Here is a 22293-nt window from a genome sequence, read left to right on the forward strand (position 1 = left end):
CCGGGGTATCGCCCCTGGCGTGCGCCAGGTCACCGCGTCAACGCGGCCATCTCCCTCTCCGGCACCACTCCATAGTGGTCCAGCTGCATCGAATACTGCCCGCGCCCCGACGACAGTGCGCGCAGGCTGCCGATGTAGCCGAACATCTCCTTCAGCGGCACCTGTGCCTCGATGGTGGCGGCACTGCCCCGCTGCCCCTGGCCGCGGACGACGCCGCGACGGCGGTTCAGGTCGCCAATGCCGTCACCCAGGTACTCGGCCGGGATGATGACTTCGACGGCCATCACCGGCTCCAGCACCAGGGGCCCTGCCTTGGCGAAGGCCTCGCGGAACGCCGCCACGGCCGCCAGTTCGAACGCCAGCGTGGACGAATCGCGCTCGTGGTGGCTGCCATCCACCAGCGTGGCGACGAAGTCCACGGCGGGAAAACCAGCCACCACGCCGGAGCGGGCAGCCCGGCGGATGCCGGCCTCCACAGCGGGGATGAACTCGCGCGGAACGGCGCCACCGACGACGCGGCTCTCGAAGCGGATGCCCTCGCCCCTGGGCAGGGGGTCGAGCTGCAGCGTCACCTCGGCGAACTGGCCGGGGCCGCCCGACTGCTTCTTGTGCACATGGTTCACCTCCACACGGCGGGCAATGGTTTCGCGGTAGGCCACCTGGGGGCGCCCGACCGACACGTTGACACCATGGCGCGCGCGCAGCTTCTCGATCGAGACTTCGAGCTGCAGTTCGCCCATGCCGGACAGGATGGTCTGGCCGGAATCGGCGTCCTGCTGCAGGCGCAGGCTCGGATCTTCGCGCAGCAGGACCAGCAGGGCCTTCGACAGACCCTGCTGGTCGGCGCTCGCCTTGGGCTCGATGGCGACGTGGATCACCGGCTCGGGCACGCTGATCTGTTCCAGCACCACGGGATGGGCCGGATCGCTCAGGGTGTGCCCTGTGAACGTGTCCTTGAGGCCGACGACGGCGGCGATGTCACCCGCCACCAGTTCGTCCCGCTCGATGTGCTTGTCGGCATGCACTTCATACAGGCGCGCCACGCGCTCGGTCTTGCCGGTGCTGGTATTGAGCACTACATCGCCCTGGCCCAGCCGGCCGCTGTAAACCCGCACGAACACCTTGGCGCCGTGGTCGTCGGCAGAGACCTTGAACGCCAGGGCCGAGAACGGATTCGCCGCCGATGCCGGCCTGCCGTCGGCATGGCCTGCGTGCGCGACGTCTTCCGGCGAAGGCAGGTAATCCACCACGGCATCGAGCAAAGGCTCCACGCCGCGGTTCTTGAAAGCCGAGCCCGCCAGCGCGGGAACGAAGGCCCCCGACAGCACACCCCGGCGCAAGAGCGCGCGCAGCATTTCCACGGCGATGGCCTCACCGTTCACGTAGGCCTCCAGGGCAGCCTCATCCTGCTCCACTGCGGCTTCGACCAGGCGGGCGCGTGCATGCGCAGCCTGCTCGGCCAGGTCTGCGGGCACGTCGGCTTCGCGGTAGGCGGCGCTGGCATCGTCCCTGTCCCAGATGCGGGCGCGCAGGCTGAGCAGGTCACCACACCGCGGAAGTCGCCTTCCGCGCCGATGGGCATCTGCAGCGGCAGGACGCGCACGCCCAGTCGCTCACCCATCATGGCGACCACGCGGCCGAAATCGGCCCCCACGCGGTCGAGCTTGTTGATGAAGGCGATGCGCGGCACACGGTACCTGTCGGCCAGGCGCCAGTTGGTCTCGGTCTGCGGCTCCACCCCGGCCACGCCGTCGAACACGACGACCGCACCGTCGAGCACGCGCAGCGAACGGTTCACCTCGATGTTGAAGTCGATGTGGCCGGGCGTGTCGATCAGGTTGAGCTGCGTGCCTTTCCAATGCACGGTGACGGCCGCACTGTGGATGGTGATGCCGCGCTTTTGCTCCTGCGGGTCGAAGTCCATATGCGCCGTGCCGTCGTGCACTTCGCCGATGCGATGGCTTTCGCCGGTATAGAACAGGATGCGTTCGGTGGTGGTCGTCTTCCCTGCATCGACGTGGGCGATGACACCGATGTTGCGCAGACGGGCGGTATGGTTGCGGGAATTTCTCATGGCGGATCTTTCTTTGCGGCTGCACTCGGCTCTGCGAGCAGCTGCCGCCTGGTTGGCTATTCGCCAGCCCAGGCGGGAAGATCCGCCTAGGGGCTAGCTTGGAATCGGGGGTGTGCTGTCGCCGAAGCCCGGGCGCACGGAACTCAAGCTCCGGCGGTCGGGAATCGTGGCGATCAACTTGTCGTAGGTACGCATGGGGGTCGGTGGGCAAGCCTGGAAAAACAAAAAACCCCGGAGGTGCGGGCCTGCCGGGGTCTGTGGTGACCGGAAGGCGCGCAGCCCTCCGATACGCGATCAGGGGGCGCAACTAGGTGGCGAACGATGCCTTGATCACGTTGGTCAGAATGTTCATGGGGACGAATTATCCTCTCCGGCCAGCCAGGGGGCAAGCCCCGTCCGACCTGCGCGCCGATCACCTGCCATGCCCTCCGCACCCGGCCTCTTGAAACGCCAACAAATGCCCGTATCATTAGCACTCGAAGCGGACGAGTGCTAACAACCGTGTGGGATACGGCCGCTGAAGATCCCGACGCCCGCCCTTCGCGGGCGTCCTGTCGATGTCGCAATCCTTATTGAACCAGGAGAGATGCAAATGAACCTTCGCCCCCTGCACGATCGCGTGATCGTCAAGCGCATTGAAAGCGAAACCACGACCGCCTCCGGCATCGTGATCCCCGACAACGCTGCCGAGAAGCCCGATCAAGGCGAAGTCCTGGCCGTGGGCCCTGGCAAGAAGAACGACAAGGGCGAACTCAGCGTGCTGAGCGTCAAGGTCGGCGACCGCGTCCTGTTCGGCAAGTACTCGGGCCAGACCGTCAAGGTCAACGGCGACGAACTGCTGGTCATGAAGGAAGACGACCTGTTCGCAGTCGTCGAGAAGTGATCGCTTCGCGGATCACATCTTCTTCCAACTTCCTGTTGACTGAATCCGGAGAAACAAAATGGCAGCAAAAGACGTAGTTTTCGGCGGCGAAGCCCGCGCTCGCATGGTCGAAGGCGTGAACATCCTCGCCAACGCCGTCAAGGTGACCCTGGGCCCCAAGGGCCGCAACGTAGTGCTCGAGCGCTCCTTCGGCGCCCCCACCGTGACCAAGGACGGTGTGTCCGTGGCCAAGGAAATCGAACTGAAGGACAAGCTGCAGAACATGGGCGCCCAGCTCGTGAAGGAAGTGGCTTCCAAGACCAGCGACAACGCCGGTGACGGCACGACCACCGCCACGGTGCTGGCCCAGGCCATCGTCCGCGAAGGCTCCAAGTACGTGGCCGCCGGCCTGAACCCGATGGACCTCAAGCGCGGCATCGACAAGGCCGTGACGGCCCTGGTCGCCGAGCTGAAGAAGGTCTCCAAGGCCACGACGACCTCCAAGGAAATCGCCCAGGTGGGTTCGATCTCCGCCAACTCCGACGAATCCATCGGCAAGATCATCGCCGACGCCATGGACAAGGTCGGCAAGGAAGGCGTGATCACCGTGGAAGACGGCAAGAGCCTGGACAACGAACTGGACGTCGTGGAAGGCATGCAGTTCGACCGCGGCTACCTGTCGCCCTACTTCATCAACAACCCCGAAAAGCAGGCCGCCCTGCTGGACAACCCCTTCGTGCTGCTGTTCGACAAGAAGATCAGCAACATCCGTGACCTGCTGCCCACGCTGGAGCAGGTCGCCAAGGCCGGCCGTCCGCTGCTGATCATCGCCGAGGAAGTCGAGGGCGAAGCCCTGGCGACCCTGGTGGTGAATACCATCCGCGGCATCCTGAAGGTCGTGGCCGTGAAGGCACCTGGCTTCGGCGACCGCCGCAAGGCCATGCTGGAAGACATCGCCATCCTGACGGGCGGCAAGGTGATCGCCGAGGAAGTGGGCCTGACACTCGAGAAGGTGACCCTGGCCGATCTGGGCCAGGCGAAGCGCATCGAAGTGGGCAAGGAAAACACCACCATCATCGATGGCGCCGGTGCCGCTGCCGACATCGAAGCCCGTGTGAAGCAGATCCGCATCCAGATCGAGGAAGCCACGAGCGACTACGACCGCGAGAAGCTGCAGGAGCGCGTGGCCAAGCTGGCCGGCGGCGTGGCCGTGATCAAGGTCGGCGCAGCCACCGAAGTCGAGATGAAGGAAAAGAAGGCACGCGTGGAAGACGCGCTGCACGCGACCCGCGCTGCCGTGGAAGAAGGCATCGTGGCCGGCGGCGGCGTGGCGCTGCTGCGCGCCAAGCAGGCCGTGGGCGAGATCAAGGGCGACAACGCCGACCAGGACGCCGGTATCAAGCTGATCCTGAAGGCGATCGAAGCGCCCCTGCGCGAGATCGTGGCCAACGCTGGTGGCGAGCCGTCCGTGGTGGTCAATGCCGTGCTGCACGGCAAGGGCAACTACGGCTTCAACGCCGCCAACGACACGTACGGCGACATGCTCGAAATGGGTATCCTGGACCCGACGAAGGTGACCCGCACGGCCCTGCAGAACGCCGCTTCCGTGGCTTCGCTGCTGCTGACGACCGAAGCCATGGTGGCCGAGGCTCCGAAGGACGAAGCGGCTGCTCCCGCGATGCCCGACATGGGCGGCATGGGCGGCATGGGCATGTAATGCCCGGCTGAGCCTCGCTCACCCGACGAAAGGGCCGCGCAAGCGGCCCTTTTTTCATGTGCAGGCGTTATGGCACCGGCACGGCACGGCGCCGCGGATTTGTCAGAACTGATCGCGCAGCGACCGGTAGAGGGCCTGGAAGCGCGCATGGCGCGCCGCATGCCCGGCGGCATCGGCCGCGGCGGGATCGAAGCGCTGGCGGGGCTGCGGCAGTGCGCAGACCTCGGCCACGCGGCCGCCGTCGGCCAGCCAGGCCAGCCGTGCGGCGCCCAGGGCACCACCGGTTTCGCTGCCTTCGTAGAGCGTGAGCGGCACCTGCAGGATGTCGGCCAGCAACTGTCCCCACCAGGCACTGCGCGCGCCGCCGCCGACCAGCGCCATCTCGCGCAGCGGCATGCCTTCAGGCAGGCGCAGCGTGTTCAGGCCGTCTCGCAGGCCGAAACCCACTCCTTCGACGACCGCATAGGCGATCTCGGCGGGGCCATGCGCATGGGTCAGTCCGAACAGCACACCTTGCGCCCCGGCATGGTTGTGCGGCGAGCGCTCACCCGAGAGATAAGGCAGGAACAGCGGGCAGCGGTCGCGCTGCGCCACGGTGGCCGCGGCCTGGAGCAGAGCGGCCTCGCCGGCGAAGCCAAAGGCCTTGGCCGACCACTGCACGGCGCTCGCGGCCGACAGCATCACCGACATCTGGTGCCAGCGGCCGGGCAGCGCGTGGCAGAACGCGTGCATGGCCTGCGCGGGATTGGGCAGGAAGCGGTCGGTGGAGACGAACACCACGCCCGAAGTGCCCAGCGAGACGAATCCCTGCCCCGGCTCGACCAACCCCATGCCGACGGCGCTGGCCGCGTTGTCCCCTGCCCCGCCGGCGATCACGACGTTGCCGCCCAGGCCCCAGCGCGCGGCCAGCTCGGGCAGGAGCCGTGCCGACGGGTCGCTGCCTTCGACCAGGCTAGGCATGTGGGCGCGAGTGAGTCCGGTCGCCGCCAGCAGTTCATCGGACCAGTCGCGTGCGCCCACGTCGAGCCACAGCGTGCCGGCCGCGTCCGACATCTCGCCCACCGCCTCGCCACTGAGCTGCAGGCGCAGCCAGTCCTTGGGCAGCAGCACGCGGGCCGTGCGGGCGAAGACCTCGGGCTCGTGCTCGCGCACCCAGAGGAGCTTGGGCGCAGTGAAGCCCGGCATGGCGAGGTTGCCACTGATGGCGCCCAGGTGCGGCACGGCGCGGGTGAGCGCTTCGCACTGCGCGGTGCTGCGGCCGTCGTTCCACAGGATGGCCGGACGCAGCACCTTGCCGGCCGCGTCCAGCAGAATGGCGCCGTGCATCTGGCCCGACAGGCCCAGGGCGCGCACCGACGCCAGTTCCGCCGGGTGGGCGCTGCGCAGCGCCTGCATGACGGCCTCCAGCGCATCCCACCACTGCTGCGGCGATTGCTCAGACCACAGCGGCTGCGGCCGCTGCACGGTGAGCGGTGCGCGTGCCACGCCCACGATATGGTGGTCCGGGGCCAGCAGCAGCGCCTTGAGTTCGGAGGTTCCGAGATCGATGCCCAGGTACACGAAAGGCTCCCTTGTGCGGGTTTGTGTCAGTTCTGCAGCGCGCCGCCGAAGCGGGTGTCGGCCTGCCGGCGGAATTCCGTGGGCGTCATGCCCTTGATCTCCAGGAAGCGCCGGTTGAAATTGGCCACGTTGTTGAAGCCGACCTGGTGGCAGATGTCGGTCACGTAGTGGTCGGTCTGCATCAGCAGGTGACACGCGCTGTTGATGCGCACGCGGTTCACGAAGTCGGTGAAGCTGTTGCCGGTGGCACGCCGGAAGAAGCGGCTGAAGCGGCTTTCGCTCATGCCCAGCTCGGTCGCCACTTCCTGCATGGAGATGGGCTCCGCGATGTTGCGCGTGATGCGGTCCACGATGCCATTGATCTGGTCCACCTGGGCATCGCCGTCGGCTCCGTGCTGACCCTGCATCTGCACGCTCGACAGCAGGCGGTAGTCGGTGCATTCGGCCAGGTCGGCAAGGAATTCGCAGAACCGGCCCAGCCGTCGCAGGCCGCGCGCGGCCTTGACGGTGTCCCAGTGCGCCAGCGCCTTCTGCGACATGCCGAAGAACTCGATGCCGTGGCGCGCACGCTCCAGGAGGGGTATGACCTCGCGCAGTTCCGGAATGCCGGCGGCCGCGCGTTCGATGGGCTCGTGGCAGAACTGGATCACCCGGTCGCGGCCGGGCGCCCCGCCCTCGGCGACGTCCAGCGAGATCCAGTTGTGCGGCAGGCGCGGACCGCACAGCACGAGATGGCCGGGATGGAACGGCCCGATCCAGTCGCCGATGAAGGCCTTGCCCGAGGTCTCGGTGATCAGGTGCAGTTCATAGTCTTCGTGGAAGTGCCAGCGCACCAGCGGGCTCGGAAACCCGTGCGCCAGGCAGCGCACCAGGCCGGCCTCCTCGGACGTCTCGTAGCCCAGCGAGGGGGAGCGCGCGATGTCGCGCTCCAGCACCGGCTGGCGTTGCCGTGGAGCGGAGCGCTTGTGGGGTGTCGTCATGGCGTGCATCGGCTCGAGGCCTCCTCCGGGAGGACTTCAGGGACATTGTCCGCGCAGGCGAGCAGGCCCTGGACAGCGGCGAGCGACGGAGGATCGGCACCTTCCCGCATGCAGTTGAGCGCCGCGGCGGTAGCCGCGAAACGCATGGCAGTGCGCCAGCCGTCGCCGTCCAGCGCAGCCAGTTGCGCGGGCCGTCCGACGCCCTGCGACAGCAGCGCTGCCGACAGTCCTGCGGTGAAGGTGTCGCCCGCGCCGATGGTGTCCGCCACCTGTACATGGGGCGCGGCCACGGCCAGTGGGGCATGGCCCGTGCGCCAGAGCGTGGCACCGGCCGCTCCCTGGGTGACGACCACGGCGTGGGCGCCGGCGGCCAGGTAATCCGCCGCCAATGCGCCCGGCGGCTGGCCAGGCGCGAGCAGTTCCGCATCCTCGTCGCTGAGCTTGACCACATCGGAGAGGCCCGCCCACTGCACCACCTGCGCGCGGTAGTGCGCCATGTCAGCGATCAGGCTGGGCCGCACGTTGGGGTCGAGCAACACCACGCGGCGGCCGGCCGAGGCGCGCACCATGTCCAGGATGCGTGCGGAGGCAGGCTGCTGCAGCATGGCGATGGACCCGAAATGCAGGAAAGCGCATTCGGGCGGCAGTTCGGGCAGCGGATCGGGAGCCCAGGTGGCATCGGCACTGCCCGCGGCGTAGAAGGCATAGCGGTTGGTCTGCGGCGTGCGCTCGACGAAGGCCAGCGTGGAAGGGGCGGCGCTGCGCGGCACGAAGCGCGTGTCCACACCATTGCGCTGCAGGTAGTCCAGGATGCGCTCGCCGAAGAGATCGGTGGACAGCTGCGTGAGCAAGCCGGTGGACTGGCCGAGCCGGGCGCAGGCGATGGCCGCATTGAGCGGAGAGCCGCCCACATGGCCCGCGAAGCCCAGCGCGCCGTCGGCCCGGGAGGAGGTGAAGTCGATCAGGGCCTCGCCCATGAAGGCTGCGCGCATGCGGGAATCTCCTGGTGGTTCAGCAGGCCGCCGCGTCGGCCAGGAAGCCGCGCTCGGCCTCCAGCGTGGCGGGTTGGTCCATCAGTTCGGCGAAGAGCTGAGGCGGGATGGTGATGGCGCCCACGCCCAGCTCCAGCAGCGACAGATAGGCATCGCGCGAGCGCACGCTGGCCACCAGCAGGCGGGTACGCGTGCGTGGTGCGGCCGGAGCCGGGGTCTGCGCCACCAGTGCCTGCATCTGCGCGATGCGCGCCAGGCCGTCCACGCCGGAATCATTGAGACGGCCCAGGTAGGGGGCCGCATAGGCCGCGCCCAGCTGCGCCGCGAAGTGCGCCTGCTCCAGCGCATAGACGGCCGTCCAGGTGACGGGCACGCCCTGTGCGATGAGGTGGGCGCCGGCCTGCAGGCCCTGGCGCGTGGCGGGGATCTTCACCACCAGCTGGCCTTCGTCGAAGTGCCGCAGCATGCCGAGCGCGTCTTCGAGCATGCCGTCCGCCTCCGCGGAATAGACCTGCGCCTGCACCTGGCGGGCGCCCCGCTCGATGCAGCGTGCCAGCAGCCCCGCCACGTCGGCCCGGGCCACGCCGGCACGGCGCAGCAGCGTGGGGTTGGTGGTCACGCCGTGGATGACCGGGTGCGGCAGGCAGGCTTCGATCTGCGCGATGTCGGCGCTGTCGATGTAGAGATGGAAGTCGGTGGCGTTCATCGCTTGCCTTCAGCCCATGACGTTGCCGCCATCGACGTTGAGCGTCTGGGCGGTGATGTAGCGGGCCTCGTCGCTGGCGAGGAACACGGCGGCGCCGGCCACGTCGCGCGGGTCGCCCATGCGGCCCAGCGGCACGGCCAGGCCCACTTGGCGCTTCTTTTCGCCGATGGGCAGCCCTTCGGCGCGGGCGAAGAGGCTGTCCACGTGCGCCCACATGGGCGTGTCGATCACGCCGGGCGAGATGCCGTTGACGCGGATGCCGTGCGGTGCCATGGCGAGTGCCGCGCTCTGCGTATAGCTGATGACCGCCGCCTTGGTGGCGCAATAGTGCGACACCAGCGCCTCGCCGCGCCGGCCGGCCTGCGAGGCCATGTTGATGACGGACGCGCCCTGCGTGCCGGCCTCCACCATGTGGCGCAGCACGGCCTGCATCACGAAGAACATGCCCTTCACGTTGACCGCGAACAGCCGGTCGAACGAGGCCTCGTCGCTGTCCAGCAGGGGCGCCAGGTCGAACACCGCGGCGTTGTTGAACAGCGTGTGGACCGGGCCGAAGGCGGCGACGGCATCGGCCAGCAGGCACGCGATGGCGCCAGGCTCGGTGATGTCGGCTGCGATGTAGGCGACACGCCCCGGGTGGCGCTGCTGCAGCGCGGCCACTTCCGCGGGCACGGTGGCACCGCGATCGACGACGCTGCATTGCGCGCCTTCGGCCAGGCAGGCCTCTGCCACGGCCAGGCCAATGCCACCGCCGGCTCCGGTCAGCAGCACGTGGCGGTCTTGCAGGCGGGGGATGGTCGTCATGGGGGTTCAGCTCCTGGATTGAATGAATCGCGCGACGCGCTCGCTGGCGCGCCGCATCGCGTCGATGAGGCGCGGATCGCCTGCGGTGTCGCCCCACAGGCCGGCGTCGGCGCACATCGCCGCGACGGGGTCGGCCGCATCGCAGATGGCATGCGCCACGGCCTCGTCCATGCCCTGGTCCTGGTAGACGTAGGGCAGGCGGCCCTGGTGCCAGCGCTGCAGGAAGGCGAGGAACAGTGCGGGCAGCATGGCCACGCTGTCGATAGGCTGGCCGGCGGCCAGGCGCTCGCGCACGGTGGGCGCGATGAAGCCGGGAATCTTGGAGAAGCCGTCCATGGCCACGCGCTGGTTGGTGTCGCGGATGGCAGGGTTGCCGAAGCGATCGAGCACCAGGTCGCGGTAGGCGGGCAGATCGACCGGGCTGGGCTGGTCCGGGCGGTCCAGGCAGGGAATTGCGTCGTCGGTAACGTAGTCGCAGGCCATCTGCCGGATGGCGGCGTCGTGCGTGCCTTCGTGGATGAAGTCCAGCCCCGCCAGCGTAGCCGCCCAGGCGATGCAACTGTGCGTGGCGTTCAGCAGGCGGATTTTGGCTTCCTCGTAGGGCTGTACATCCTCGACCATCTCCACGCCCACGCGCTCCCAACCGGGCCGTCCGGCCACGAAGCGGTCTTCGATCACCCACTGGATGAAGCGCTCCGCGGTGATGGCGGCGGCGTCATCACGGCCGGTGGCGGCCCGCACGCGGGCGCGCAGTTCGGCCGGCGCACGCGGCGTGATGCGGTCCACCATGGCGTTGGGACAGGCGGTATGGTCCTGCACCCAGGCCAGCAGGCCGGCATCGCCCGCCCGCTCGATGAATTCGAGCAGGCCGGCGCGGAAGCGGTCGCCGTTGTGGCGCAGGTTGTCGCAGTTGAGCAGCGTGAGCGGGCCCGCGCCGGACGCGCGGCGCGCGCGCAGGATGGCGGTGACGGCCCCGTAGATCGTGCCGTTCTCGCCGCTCACCTCGCCGCGGCGGGCACGGTCGATGTCGGCCGCGAGTTCGGCGAAGCCCATGTCCAGCCGGCCCTGGGCATCGAGATAGTAGCCCGCCTCGGTCACGGTGAAGGAAACGATGCGGGTGGAAGGCGCGGCGCCGCGCGCGACCACGGCCGCGAGCGTGGGGCTCCAGGGCAGCACCTCGCGGATGGCAGCGATCTCCTCGTAGAAAGTTTCTCCTGAGGACGACACCGTCTCCAGCGTGTAGCGACCGCCCTGCGCCTGCAGCGCGGCGATGACTTCGGGCGTATCGGGCCGGATGTTGGCGCCCGAGAGCGACCAGCGCGCATCGCCTGCATCGATGAGGCGCTGCAGGTAGACGGCCTGGTGCGCCCGGTGGAACGAGCCCAGGCCCAGGTGAAGCATGGTGAACTCCGTGGGAGCCGGAGAAAGGTGCGCAGGGGTCACGGCGATGGTCCGCTGAAGGAAATGGAGATGGGACGAACGGGAACGGAGAAAAGGCACTCAGGCGCGCAGCGCGTGGCCTTCGCGGTCGAAGCAGTGCAGTACGGCCGGGTCCAGCTCCACGGCCACGCCGTCGCCCGGCTGCAGCGATGTGCGCTCGTTCTGGCGCGCCACCAGCGGCACGCCGGCCACATCGACGTGGATCAGCGTGTCTGCGCCCAGGGCCTCGATCAGCTCGACGCGGCCCGGCACGCCCGCCCCTTCGGCCGGGCCATCGATGCGATGTACGCGCAGCCCCTCGGGCCGCACGCCCAGGAAGCCGTCGGCGGGCAGCACGCCGCCCGTGGCCGCCGCGAAGGGCGCGATGGCGCGGGCCGCCACCATGTTCATCGACGGCATGCCGATGAACTGCGCGACGAAGCGGTTGGCCGGCCGGTCGTACAGTTCCAGCGGCGTGCCGACCTGCTCGATGAGTCCGTCCTTGAAGACGACGACGCGGTCGGCCAGGGTCATGGCCTCGACCTGGTCGTGCGTCACGTAGATGGTGGTGGCGCCCAGGGCACGGTGCAGCTTGTGGATCTCCACGCGGGTATTGCCGCGCAGGGCCGCATCGAGATTGGAGAGCGGCTCGTCGAAGAGGAACACCTTGGGCTCGCGCACGATGGCGCGGCCGATGGCCACGCGCTGGCGCTGGCCTCCGGACAGCTCCCGGGGCGTGCGGCCGAGGTACTGCGTGAGGTGGAGCGTGCCGGCCGCATGCTCCACCTTGGCCCGTATCTCGTCCCTGGCCACGCCCGCGAGCTTGAGCGCGAACGACATGTTGTCGTACACGCTCATGTGAGGATACAGCGCGTAGCTCTGGAACACCATGGCCAGGTCGCGCTTGCCCGAGGGCGTGTGCGTGATGTCGCGCCCATCCAGCATCAGGCTGCCGCTGGTGACGGGCTCGAGGCCGGCGATCAGCCGCAGCAGCGTGGACTTGCCGCAGCCCGACGGCCCCACGAAGACGATGAATTCGCCCTTCCGGATCTGCAGGTCCACGCCCTTGATGATTTCGGCATCGCCGAAGCGCTTGCGGATGCCCTGGAGTTCGAGGTAGGCCATGGGGGGTGTCTGCCTTTCTTGTGTCTTTTTTCTCTGCCCGTGCACTTACTTGACGGCACCGAAGGTCAGCCCCTGCACCAGTTGCTTCTGGCTGAACCAGCCGAACACCACGATGGGCGCGATGGCCAGGAGCGAGGCGGCCGAGAGCTTGGCCCAGAAGAGTCCTTCGGGGCTGGAGTAGGACGCGATGAGCGTGGCCAGCGTGCCGGCCTTGGCGGAGGTGAGGTTGAGCGCCCAGAAGGCCTCGTTCCAGCTCAGCACCAGGCACAGCAGGCCGGTGGATGCCATGCCGCCCACCGAGAGCGGCAGCACGACGTGGCGGAACTCGGCCCACAGGCCCGCGCCGTCCATGCGCGCAGCCTCCAGGATCTCGTGCGGAATGTCCTTGTAGGCGCTGTAGAGCATCCACACCATGATCGGCAGGTTCGACAGCGTGAACACGATGGTGAGCGCCGTGAGCGAATCCAGCATGCCGGCGGTCTGCGCGATCACGTAGATGGGCACGAGCGCACCCACGGCCGGCATCATCTTGGTGGAGAGCATCCACATCAGGATGTCGCGCGTCTTGCGCGTGCGGAAGAAGGCCATCGAATAGGCCGCCGGCGCCGCGATCAACAGGCCCAGCACGGTCGATCCCAGGCTGGTGATGAGCGAGTTGCGCGCATACAGCAAATAGTCGCTGCGCCGCTGCACCTCGATGAAGTTCTCCAGCGTGGGGGCGAAGACGAAGAGCGGCGGCACGTGGATGGCCTGCAGTTCGGTCTTGAAGGCCGTGAGGAACAGCCAGGCGATGGGAAAGAACAGCAGCAGCGCGGCGCTCCAGGCGGCAAGGGTGCGGATGGCGAGCGCGAACCGGCCGCCGGCGGAAGAATGGGCATGCATGGTGGTTCAGCGCCTTTTCAGTCCAGGTCCCTGCCGACGATGCGGATCAGGAAGACGGCCACGATGTTGGCCAGCACCACGGCGAACAGCGCGCCCGCGGAGGCCACGCCCACGTCGAAGTTCATGAGCGCCTGCTTGAAGATCAGGTAGGTCATGTTGGTGCTGGCGTTGCCCGGGCCGCCGCTGGTGGTGATCGCGATTTCCGCGAACACGCTCAGCAGGAAGATCATCTCGATCATGATGACCACCGCCATGGGACGGCCCAGGTGCGGGATGACCAGATAGAAGAAGCGCTGCGGCGCAGTGGCGCCGTCCATGCGCGCGGCCTCCATCTGCTCGCGGTCCAGCGACTGCAGCGAGGTGATGAAGATCAGGCAGGCGAAGGGCAGCCACTGCCAGGCCACCATGACGATCACCGACAGCAGCGGGTAGTCGGTCATCCAGTCGATGGGCGTGGCGCCGAAGAACCGCCACAGGTCGGCCAGGATGCCGTAGATCGGGTTCATCATCATGTGCTTCCACAGCAGCGCGTTGACTGCGGGCATGACGAAGAACGGCGAGATCAGCAGCACCCGGACGATGCCGCGCCCCGGGAAGGGCTCGTTCACCAGGAGAGCCAGCAGCACGCCCAGCACCACGGTGATGGCGATCACGCTGCCGATGAGCAGCAGCGTGTTCCACACCGCAGGCCAGAAGTCGGGATCGGTGATGAAGTACTGGAAATTGTCCAGGCCCGCGAAAGGATGCTCGCCCGGCTGCATCAGGTTGTAGCTGACGGCCGAGAAATACACCGTCATGGCGAGCGGCACGATCATCCACGCCAGCAGCGTGAGCACTGCGGGCGCCATCAGGGCGCGGGGCAGGAGTCTTTTCATGGCAGCGTGTCCGTTGCGGTGGGCTGGCGCGCGGCCGCGCGGCATGCCGCGGGCCGCCGGGGCAGAGGCTTACTTGTAGTAGCCGGCCTTCTTCATCTCGCGCTCGGCGATGGTCTGCGAGGTCTTGAGCGCCTGCTCCACCGTCGCCTTGCCCGAGAGCGCCGCGCTCATCTGCTGGCCCACCGCGATGCCGATGGCCTGGAACTCGGGGATCGCCACGTACTGCACGCCGGTGTAGGGCGACTTGGGCAGGGTGCTGTCGGAAAGGTTGGCCGAGTCGATGGCCTTCTTCTCGGCGGCGGCGAATCTGGCGACCTTCTGGAACTCCGGATTCGCGTAGGTGGACTTGCGCGTGCCCGTGGGCACCGCGGCCCAGCCAGCCTCTTTGGCCACCAGCGCGATGTAGTCCTTGGACGTGGCCCAGCGGATGAACTTCTGCGCCGCGTCATCCTTGGAGGAGCTGGCCGGGATGGCCAGGTTCCACGACCACAGCCAGTTCGCGCCCTTGGGCGTGACGGCAGTGGGCGCCTGCGCGAAGGCCACCTTGTCGGCCACCTTCGATTGCTTCGGGTCGCTGACGAACGAGGCCGCGATGGTGGCGTCCACCCAGGCCGCGCACTTGCCTTCGCTGAACAGCGCCAGGTTCTCGTTGAAGCTGTTGGCCGAGGCGCCCGGGGGACCGTTCTTCTTCATCAGATCGACGTAGAAGCCGATGGCGTCCTTCCAGGGCCGGGAGTCGATCTGCGGCTTCCAGGCCATGTCGAACCACTGGCCGCCGTAGGTGTTGACCAGCGTGGAGAGGAAAGCCATGTTGTCGCCCCAGCCCGGCTTGCCGCGCAGGCACATGCCGTACACGCCCGCCTTGGGGTCGTTGGCCTTGTCGGCGAAGGCCTTCACCTCGGCCCACGTGGGCTGGTCGGAGAACTTCACGCCCAGTTTGTCGGCCAGGTCCTTGCGGTACATGAGCATGGAGCTCTCGCCGTAGAACGGCGCCGCATAGAGCTTGCCGCCCTGCGACAGGCCGTCGCGGATGGCGGGCAGCAGGTCGTCCACGTCGTAGGCCGCATCGGTGGCGATCGGCTTGAGCCAGCCCTTCTTCGACCAGATCGGCGCCTCGTAGAGGCCGATGGTCATCACGTCGAACTGCCCGCCCTTGGTGGCGATGTCCGTGGTCACGCGCTGGCGCAGCGTGCCCTCTTCCAGCGTGACCCACTTGAGCTTGATGTCGGGGTAGGCCTTTTCGAAGAAAGGGGTGAGCTTCTGCATCTCGATCATGTGGCCGTTGTTGACGGTCGCGATCACGAGTTCGGTGGCGGCCTGGGACATGCCGGCTGCGCCGGCCACTGCCAGGGCGAGGCCCGCTTTCAGAAAACGCTTCATGTTGTCTCCTTGGGTGAGCGACGCCTGCCTTCATGTCGAACAGGTCGCCGTGGAGTGGAATTCTGGCCAGGGCCCGCCCTCCATGCTGGTACTCGCTTCACCCGGATTGGTACTTTTTTGCGCAGACTGACTGGGATATTCCCTAATCCATGCAATACAGCATGGAAAGTGGCCTGCGAGGGCCCAAAGCAGACAGCCCGCATGAAGCGGGCTGTGGTGCTGGAGGCCAGGGGGAAAAGGGATGGAACGGCGCCAGGCCGCCGGCGCGTCAGACCTTGAACGCGCCCACCACCTGGATCAGCAGGCTGGTCTGCTCCTGCATCGACCGCGCGGCGGCCGACACCTCTTCCACCAGCGCGGCGTTTTGCTGCGTGGTGGTGTCCAGCTGCGCGATCGCCTGGTTCGCCCGGTCGATGCCTTTGCTCTGCTCCACGCTGGCTGCCATGATCTCGCCCATGATCGCGGCCACGTTGGTGTTGGTGGCGATGATCTCCTGCATGGTCGTGCCGGCCTGCACCACGAGCGCGCTGCCGGACTCCACCTTGGCGACCGAGTCGGCGATCAGGTGCTTGATGTCCTTGGCTGCCTCCGCACTGCGCTGCGCCAGGCTGCGTACTTCGCTGGCCACCACGGCGAAGCCCCGGCCCTGCTCGCCCGCGCGGGCGGCCTCCACCGCGGCGTTCAGCGCCAGGATGTTGGTCTGGAACGCGATGCCGTCGATCACGCCGATGATGTCCACCACTTTCTTCGACGAGGCGCTGATCGAGTCCATGGTCTCGACCACGTTGCCGATCACCTCGCCGCCGCGCGTCGCCACCTGGAAGGCGTCCGTTGCCAGCCGGTTGGCCTGGTTGGCACTGTCGGCGTTCTGCTTGACGGTGCCGGTGATCTGGTCCATCGAACCAGCCGTCTCCTGCAGGAACGCGGCCTGCTCTTCGGTGCGCACGGACAGGTCCTGGTTGCCACTGGAGATCTCGCTCGACGCCGCCGCGATCGACGAGGCACCATTCACCACCTGGCCCACCACGCCCTGCAGCCGCGCGATGAAGGCATTGAAACTCTGCGCGACTTCGCTGAATTCGCTGCCGCCCGTTTCGGGCAGCCGGCGCGTCAGGTCGGCTTCGCCGGCGGACAGTGCGTCGATGTTGGTCTTCAGAACGCTCAGGCGCCGCATGAAGAGGCGGATGCCCAGCACCATCAGCGCCAGCAGCACGATCGCCATGGGCACCTGCACGGCCGCCAGCTTGGTCAGGATGCGCTGGCTGTTCACCGCCAGCAGCGAGGCCGGAATGCTGGTGGCGATCAGCCACGGGCTGCCGGGGATCGGCTTCAGGAACAGCATCTGCGCGCCGCCGTCGCCCTGGTAAGCCTGCTCCACCATGGCGCCGCCCTGCGCCTGGGGCAGCAGGCGCAGGATCTCTGCCGCCATGGGCGAGGTGGACGCGATCTCTGACAGGTTCTTCAGCACGATATTGCCCTGGATGCGGCTGCTGTTGCTGACGATCTTGCCGTCAGCTTCCACGATCAGGATCTGGCCCTGGACCTTGGCTTCCATGTCGGCCACCAGCCGGTTGAAGAAGCCCAGCGTCACATCGATGGTGGACACGCCCCACAGCGTGTCGCCCTTGTAGATAGGCATGGCGCAATTGGTGCGCGGCTGCGGGCTGGCGGCGTCCTGGTAGGCCTTGGCCCACTTGCACTGACCCTTGGGAGCCGTCTTGCCGTTCTCGTACCACGGCTGCTCCCAGTACTTCAGCGACTCGGGCGAGTTCCAGTGGGTGTTCACGACCAGCTTGTTGCTGCTGTCGCGCGCAAAGAAGGTGCTGAACTTGTCGCGACCCTGTTCTCGCTGGTTGGGCAGCGGCCAGATGCCGCCGCCGAACACGTTCGGGTCGCCGTACTGGTCCACCAGCCCGGGCTGCAGCACGTCGATCTGGTCGCTGGGCAACAGCGCCACCGTCTGGGTGATGCTGCGCGACTGGGCTTCCACCTGCCGCAGCTGCTCGCTGATGCGCACCGAAATCTGGTCGACGCTGGCAGCGGCGACCTTGCCTTCCAGCGCTGACAGGTCGGGCGTCACCGACAACTGAATCACGGCAAACGTGCCGAGCAGCAGCAGAAAGAAGAACCCGCAAATGAGGACAGTGAACCGTCGCTGGGTGGAAGCTGTGCGAAACATAGGCGCGCTTGGTGAGTTACCAGCCAAGACTAAATGTTTCAAAGGTGAAAAACCGGAACGCCCCCGATTTTTACTGTCCAGCACATGTAAAGACGGGATTTCTGTCTACTACCCGCCACGCCAGCGGGTCCGGCATTCCCCCCAGGCGTTGCAGCTGCCCAGGTCGCAGCGGGGGAGCGAACGGCTGCGCTCGGCCGTTGCCCTCCCCGTCCGCACCGTGCGGCTATCGCAGTCGCGCCAGCAACCCGGCCGTCGAGCCGTCCAGCCCTTCGCCGCCGCCCGAGGCCAGGCGGGGCTCCAGCTCCTTCGCCAGCACCTTGCCCAACTCCACGCCCCACTGGTCGAAGCTGTTGATGCCCCACAGCGCGCCGCTCACGAAGACGCGGTGCTCATAGAGCGCGATCAGCGCACCCAGCGATGGGGGATCGAGCCGGTCCAGCACCAGGAAGGTGCTCGGCCGGTTGCCCGTGAAGCGGCGATGGCCGTCGTCGCTGGCCTTGCCCTGCATCAGCGCCTTGGCCTGCGCCAGGGCATTGGCCACGAGGCGGGGATGCTGCTCCGGCAGGTCGCGGCCCGGTTCGCGCAGCACGATGAACTCCACCGGCAGGATGTCCGGCCCCTGGTGGATCATCTGGAAGAAGGCGTGCTGGCCGTTGGTTCCGGGCTCGCCCCATACCACGGGCGACGTGGCAAAGGGCAGCGTCTCCCCTTCGGCATCCACACCCTTGCCGTTGCTCTCCATCTCCAGCTGCTGCAGGTAGGCCGGCAGCCGGCGCAGCGCATGGCTGTAGGGCGCCACGCTGCGCGTCGCGAAGCCGTGGAAGTTGCGGTACCAGACATCCAGCAGGCCGAGCCGCACCGGCAGGTTGCGCTCCAGCGGCGCAGTGCGGAAGTGCTCGTCCATCGCGTGCGCGCCCGCCAGCAGGCCGCGGAAGCCGTCGGCCCCTGCGGCGATCGCGATGGGCAGCCCGATGGCGGACCAGAGCGAATAGCGCCCGCCCACCCAGTCCCAGAAACCGAACGTGGTCTGGATGCCGAAGGCGGCCGCGGCCTCCACGTTCGTGGTCAGCGCGGCGAAGTGGCGCTGCAGTCCCTCTTCGCTGCCGCCCCGGGCCAGGAACCAGGCCCGCGCGGCATGCGCGTTGGTCATCGTCTCGGCGGTGGTGAAGGTCTTGGAGGCGACCAGGAACAGAGTGCTTTCCGGGCGCAGGGTGCGCAGCACGCCGCCCAGCTCCGCGCCATCCACGTTGGAGACGAAATGCAGGCGCTTGCCCGGATGGCACAGGTCGTCCAGCGCCTTGGTCACCATCGAGGGACCCAGGTCGGAGCCGCCAATGCCGATGTTCACGATGTCGGTGATGGCATCGTCCGAGCGCACGCGCTCGGCGAAGTCCAGCATGGCCTGCAGGGTGGCATGCACGTCGCGCCGGCCGGAGGCCACCGCACCGGAGGCGTCCTGGCCCGCAGGCGGCACGGACGGAGCCGGCTCGCGCAGCAGCCAGTGCATCACCGCGCGCTGCTCCGTGTGGTTGATCGCCTCGCCTGCGAACATCGCGTCGCGCCGGCCTTCCAGGCCACATTCGCGGGCCAGTTGCAGCAGCAGGGCTTCGGCGTCTGCGCCGATGCGGTTCTTGGACAGGTCGGCAAAGACGTGCGGCGCTTCCTGGCTGAAGCGCCCGAAGCGCTGCGGGTCCGCCGCGAAGGCGTCGCGGACGTCGAAATCCCGGCCCGCGGCATCGTAGTGGGCCTGCAGCGCGGCCCAGGCGGCGGTGCGATCGCAGCGCACGCGTGCGGCAGCTTGGAGGGTCATCTCGGCGTCCCTCCTCATGCGGCGATGACCATCTGCTCTAGCTTGGCGGCGTCTGCGGCGAAGGCGCGGATGCCCTCGGCCAGCTTCTCGGTCGCCATGGCGTCGGCATTGAGCGCATAGCGGAAGCCGGGCTCGTCGTACTGCACCGGTTGCAGTTCCAGCCCACGGGCGGCGTCCGGGTCGAGAGCACGGGTGAGCGGCGCATCCGACGCGGCCAGCTGTGCGAGCAGCTCCGGGGCGATGGTCAGCAGATCGCAGCCCGCCAGCGCGGTGATCTGCCCCACGTTGCGGAAGCTGGCGCCCATGACCTCGGTGCGGATGCCGAAATGCTTGTAGTACTGGTAGATCTGGCGTACCGACTGCACGCCGGGGTCGTTGGCACCGGACATCGCCGCCTCGTCCCACTGCGCACCGGCCTGCTTCTTGTACCAGTCGTAGATGCGGCCGACGAAGGGCGAGATGAGCTGCACCTTGGCCGCGCCGCAGGCCACGGCCTGCACGGGCGAGAACAACAGCGTGAGGTTGGTGTGGATGCCGCGCTGCTCCAGGATGCGGGCTGCCTCGATACCCTCCCAGGTGGAGGCGATCTTGATCAGCACGCGGGCGGTGTCCACCCCCTCGGCCCGGTAGAGATCGATGATGCGCTCGCCGCGCGTCACCGTGGCCATCGTGTCGAACGAGAGGCGGGCGTCCACTTCGGTGGAGACGCGCCCGGGAATCAGCGACAGGATCTCGCAGCCGAAGCGCACGATCAGCCGGTCCATGATCTCGTCGAGCGGCCGTCCGCGCCAGCGCTCGACGGATTCCTGGAGCAAGGGGGCGTACTCGGCCTTCTGCACCGCCTTGAGGATCAGCGAGGGATTGGTGGTCGCATCCTGGGGCCGGTAGGCGCCGAGCTGTCGGAAATCGCCCGTGTCGGCCACCACCGTGGTGACCTGCTTGAGGGCGTCGAGTTGGTTCATGCAATCCTCCGGGTTGGGTGGGGCGGGTGCGATGTCCCCGCTGCGCCGTCCGCGAGTGTAGGCCCGTTGTAACCGGGGTTCCTGTCAGCCGCCACCTCAAGATGAAACTCGGTAACATCGCGCCATGGACCGCAGCGTGTCACGCAGTCCGGTTCCTCACCCACCAACCCCCTCAGACATCGGGAGCGCAGCAGCAATGAGTTTCGATCTGGTCCTGTTCGGCGGCACGGGCGATCTGGCATGGCGCAAGCTGTTGCCCGCCCTCTTCCAGGCGTTCCGGCATGGATCGCTGCCGGCGGAAGGCCGCATCATCGGCGTGGCGCGGGACGACCTGAGCGACGGGGCCTACCGCGAGCTCATCGCCAGCCGGTTCGCTGCGGTGGAGGGTGACAAGCGCCCCAATGCCGAGGAGTTCGAGCGCTTCGCAGCCCTGCTCCACTATCAGCGCATGGACCTTTCCAAGCCCGCCGACTACGCGGCGCTCGGAGCGCGCCTCGGCGAGCGGCAGGCCGATACCGTGGTGATGTACCTCGCGACCGCCCCGGGCCTGTTCACCACGGCCTGCGAGCAGCTCGGCGCCGCAGGCCTCGCCACGCCGCACACGCGGGTGGTGCTGGAAAAGCCCCTGGGCCACGACCTCGCCTCCAACCGCGCCATCAACGCCGCCGTGCGCAGCGTGTTCGACGAGGAGCAGATCTTCCGCATCGACCACTACCTCGGCAAGCCGTCGGTACAGAACCTGCTGGCGCTGCGCTTCGGCAACGCCCTGTTCGAGCCGCTCTGGCGCCGCGAGACCGTGGCCAGCATCGAGATCACCATGGCCGAGAAGCTCGGGGTGGAAAAGCGCGGCGCCTTCTACGACGGCACCGGCGCGCTGCGCGACATGGTGCAGAACCACGCGCTGCAGCTGCTCTGCGCCATCGGCATGGAGCCGCCCATCAACGCCCATGCCGACGCCATCCGCGACGAGAAGCTCAAGGTGCTGCGCTCGCTCGTGCCCTGGACGCCCGCCACGCTGTCGCGGGACGTGGTGCGCGGCCAATACACCGCCGGCTCGCTCGGCGGCCAGCGCGTACGTGGCTACGCCGAGGAAGACGGCGTGCCCGCGGACAGCCGCACGGAAACCTTCGTGGCGCTGCGCACCGAAATCGCCAACTGGCGCTGGGCGGGCGTGCCGTTCTACGTCCGTACGGGCAAGCGGCTGGCCTCGCACGAGGCCCACATCGCCATCAACTTCCGGCCCACGCCGCATGCGATCTACCGCACGCCGATGGGCAGCGCCAACCGCCTCGTGATCCACCTGCAGCCGCGCGACGGCGTGGCGCTGCATCTGTTCGCCGCAGGGCAGGAAAAGCGCGGCATGCGCATCTCCGAGGTGCAGGCCCTGGCGCCCGTCCACCTGGACCTGGATTTCGAACAGCGCTTCGGCACCGAGCGGGTGGGCGCCTACGAACGCCTGCTGCTCGATGTGATCGCGGGCAGGCTGAACCTTTTCGTGCGCGCCGACGAGCAGGAAGCGGCGTGGCGCTGGGTCGAGCCCATCATGCAATCCTGGCGGGACTCGGAAGACGGTCCCCGTCCCTACGCCGCGGGCAGCTGGGGGCCCAGTGCCGCCAGCGCCATGGTGGCGCGCGAAGGGCATAGCTGGATGGAGGAGTCTTGAAGCACCCCCCTGAGCGGCTGCGCCGCTTCCCCCCGCTCTCGCCGTGCGTCGCACGGCGGGCGGGGGGACGACGCCAGCGGCCCGGCGAAGCCGGTTCCGCGGCGTCTGCTGGTGTGGCCTGCTCCGCGGCCCTTCGACGGGTGAGGCCGTGCGAAGTTGATAGGCCCCATGTACTGGCACGCATCGTGAAAATCCGGTGCTGTGAATGGTATTCGGACGTCCGGCGCCAGCAGACGGACGAGACAGGTTCCACGGCCACCGAAATGGTGCAGATGCTGAGGTCGCGTGCCTCGGCTCCCACTG

Annotated in this window: 16 protein-coding genes and 1 pseudogene; 3 read left to right on the forward strand and 14 right to left on the reverse strand. The window is 67.9% G+C overall.

The window, feature by feature from the left end; translation table 11 throughout:
- Window positions 1-29: 29 nt before the first annotated feature.
- Window positions 30-2074 (reverse strand): annotated as a pseudogene (fusA, locus tag BLR05_RS11610) (elongation factor G).
- A 592-nt stretch (window positions 2075-2666) separates the two neighbouring features.
- Between fusA and BLR05_RS11615 the strand changes: the two are divergent.
- Together BLR05_RS11615 and groL are read left to right on the forward strand one after the other, a co-directional pair.
- Entirely contained in the window at window positions 2667-2957 is a 291-nt protein-coding gene (locus BLR05_RS11615) for a co-chaperone GroES (RefSeq protein ID WP_013593381.1), read from the forward strand.
- A gap of 58 nt (window positions 2958-3015) precedes the next feature.
- A complete protein-coding gene (gene groL / locus BLR05_RS11620; protein ID WP_092834642.1) occupies window positions 3016-4653 on the forward strand; it encodes a chaperonin GroEL in 1638 nt (545 codons plus the stop codon).
- A 102-nt stretch (window positions 4654-4755) separates the two neighbouring features.
- Here groL and xylB read toward each other — a convergent pair whose 3' ends face one another.
- From xylB to tal, 13 genes are all read right to left on the reverse strand, one after another.
- Entirely contained in the window at window positions 4756-6213 is a 1458-nt protein-coding gene (gene xylB / locus BLR05_RS11625) for a xylulokinase (RefSeq protein WP_092834643.1), read from the reverse strand.
- A 26-nt stretch (window positions 6214-6239) separates the two neighbouring features.
- On the reverse strand, window positions 6240-7193 hold the full coding sequence (locus BLR05_RS11630) for an AraC family transcriptional regulator (RefSeq protein WP_092834732.1): 954 nt from the start codon (window positions 7191-7193) through the stop codon (window positions 6240-6242).
- Window positions 7190-8185, reverse strand: coding sequence for a carbohydrate kinase family protein (locus tag BLR05_RS11635; RefSeq protein ID WP_092834644.1), 996 nt, complete (start codon window positions 8183-8185; stop codon window positions 7190-7192). Before BLR05_RS11635 ends, BLR05_RS11630 begins: the two co-directional genes overlap by 4 nt.
- Before the next feature lie 19 nt (window positions 8186-8204).
- Complete coding sequence (locus BLR05_RS11640; RefSeq protein WP_092834645.1) at window positions 8205-8891, reverse strand: transaldolase family protein; 687 nt, start codon at window positions 8889-8891, stop codon at window positions 8205-8207.
- Window positions 8892-8900: 9 nt separating this feature from the next.
- Window positions 8901-9695: an L-iditol 2-dehydrogenase gene (locus BLR05_RS11645; RefSeq protein WP_092834646.1), complete on the reverse strand. Its 795-nt coding sequence runs from the start codon at window positions 9693-9695 to the stop codon at window positions 8901-8903.
- 6 nt (window positions 9696-9701) lie between these two features.
- On the reverse strand, window positions 9702-11096 hold the full coding sequence (gene dalD, locus BLR05_RS11650) for a D-arabinitol 4-dehydrogenase (RefSeq protein WP_092834647.1): 1395 nt from the start codon (window positions 11094-11096) through the stop codon (window positions 9702-9704).
- A 99-nt stretch (window positions 11097-11195) separates the two neighbouring features.
- Complete coding sequence (locus BLR05_RS11655; protein WP_092834648.1) at window positions 11196-12239, reverse strand: ABC transporter ATP-binding protein; 1044 nt, start codon at window positions 12237-12239, stop codon at window positions 11196-11198.
- 45 nt (window positions 12240-12284) lie between these two features.
- Window positions 12285-13121: a carbohydrate ABC transporter permease gene (locus BLR05_RS11660; RefSeq protein WP_092834649.1), complete on the reverse strand. Its 837-nt coding sequence runs from the start codon at window positions 13119-13121 to the stop codon at window positions 12285-12287.
- A 17-nt stretch (window positions 13122-13138) separates the two neighbouring features.
- On the reverse strand, window positions 13139-13996 hold the full coding sequence (locus tag BLR05_RS11665; protein WP_092834733.1) for a carbohydrate ABC transporter permease: 858 nt from the start codon (window positions 13994-13996) through the stop codon (window positions 13139-13141).
- Window positions 13997-14065: 69 nt separating this feature from the next.
- Window positions 14066-15376 (reverse strand): ABC transporter substrate-binding protein, encoded by a 1311-nt coding sequence (locus BLR05_RS11670; RefSeq protein ID WP_092834650.1) that lies wholly within the window; start codon window positions 15374-15376, stop codon window positions 14066-14068.
- Between the two features lie 268 nt (window positions 15377-15644).
- On the reverse strand, window positions 15645-17555 hold the full coding sequence (locus BLR05_RS11675; protein ID WP_092834651.1) for a methyl-accepting chemotaxis protein: 1911 nt from the start codon (window positions 17553-17555) through the stop codon (window positions 15645-15647).
- A 223-nt stretch (window positions 17556-17778) separates the two neighbouring features.
- Window positions 17779-19365: a glucose-6-phosphate isomerase gene (gene pgi, locus BLR05_RS11680; RefSeq protein WP_092834652.1), complete on the reverse strand. Its 1587-nt coding sequence runs from the start codon at window positions 19363-19365 to the stop codon at window positions 17779-17781.
- A 14-nt stretch (window positions 19366-19379) separates the two neighbouring features.
- Window positions 19380-20327 (reverse strand): transaldolase, encoded by a 948-nt coding sequence (tal, locus tag BLR05_RS11685; RefSeq protein ID WP_092834653.1) that lies wholly within the window; start codon window positions 20325-20327, stop codon window positions 19380-19382.
- A gap of 196 nt (window positions 20328-20523) precedes the next feature.
- Between tal and zwf the strand changes: the two genes are divergently transcribed.
- Window positions 20524-21990, forward strand: coding sequence for a glucose-6-phosphate dehydrogenase (zwf, locus tag BLR05_RS11690; protein WP_092834654.1), 1467 nt, complete (start codon window positions 20524-20526; stop codon window positions 21988-21990).
- The last annotated feature ends 303 nt before the right edge of the window (window positions 21991-22293 follow it).

This window comes from Paracidovorax cattleyae (assembly GCF_900104515.1).
GTDB lineage: Bacteria > Pseudomonadota > Gammaproteobacteria > Burkholderiales > Burkholderiaceae_C > Paracidovorax > Paracidovorax cattleyae.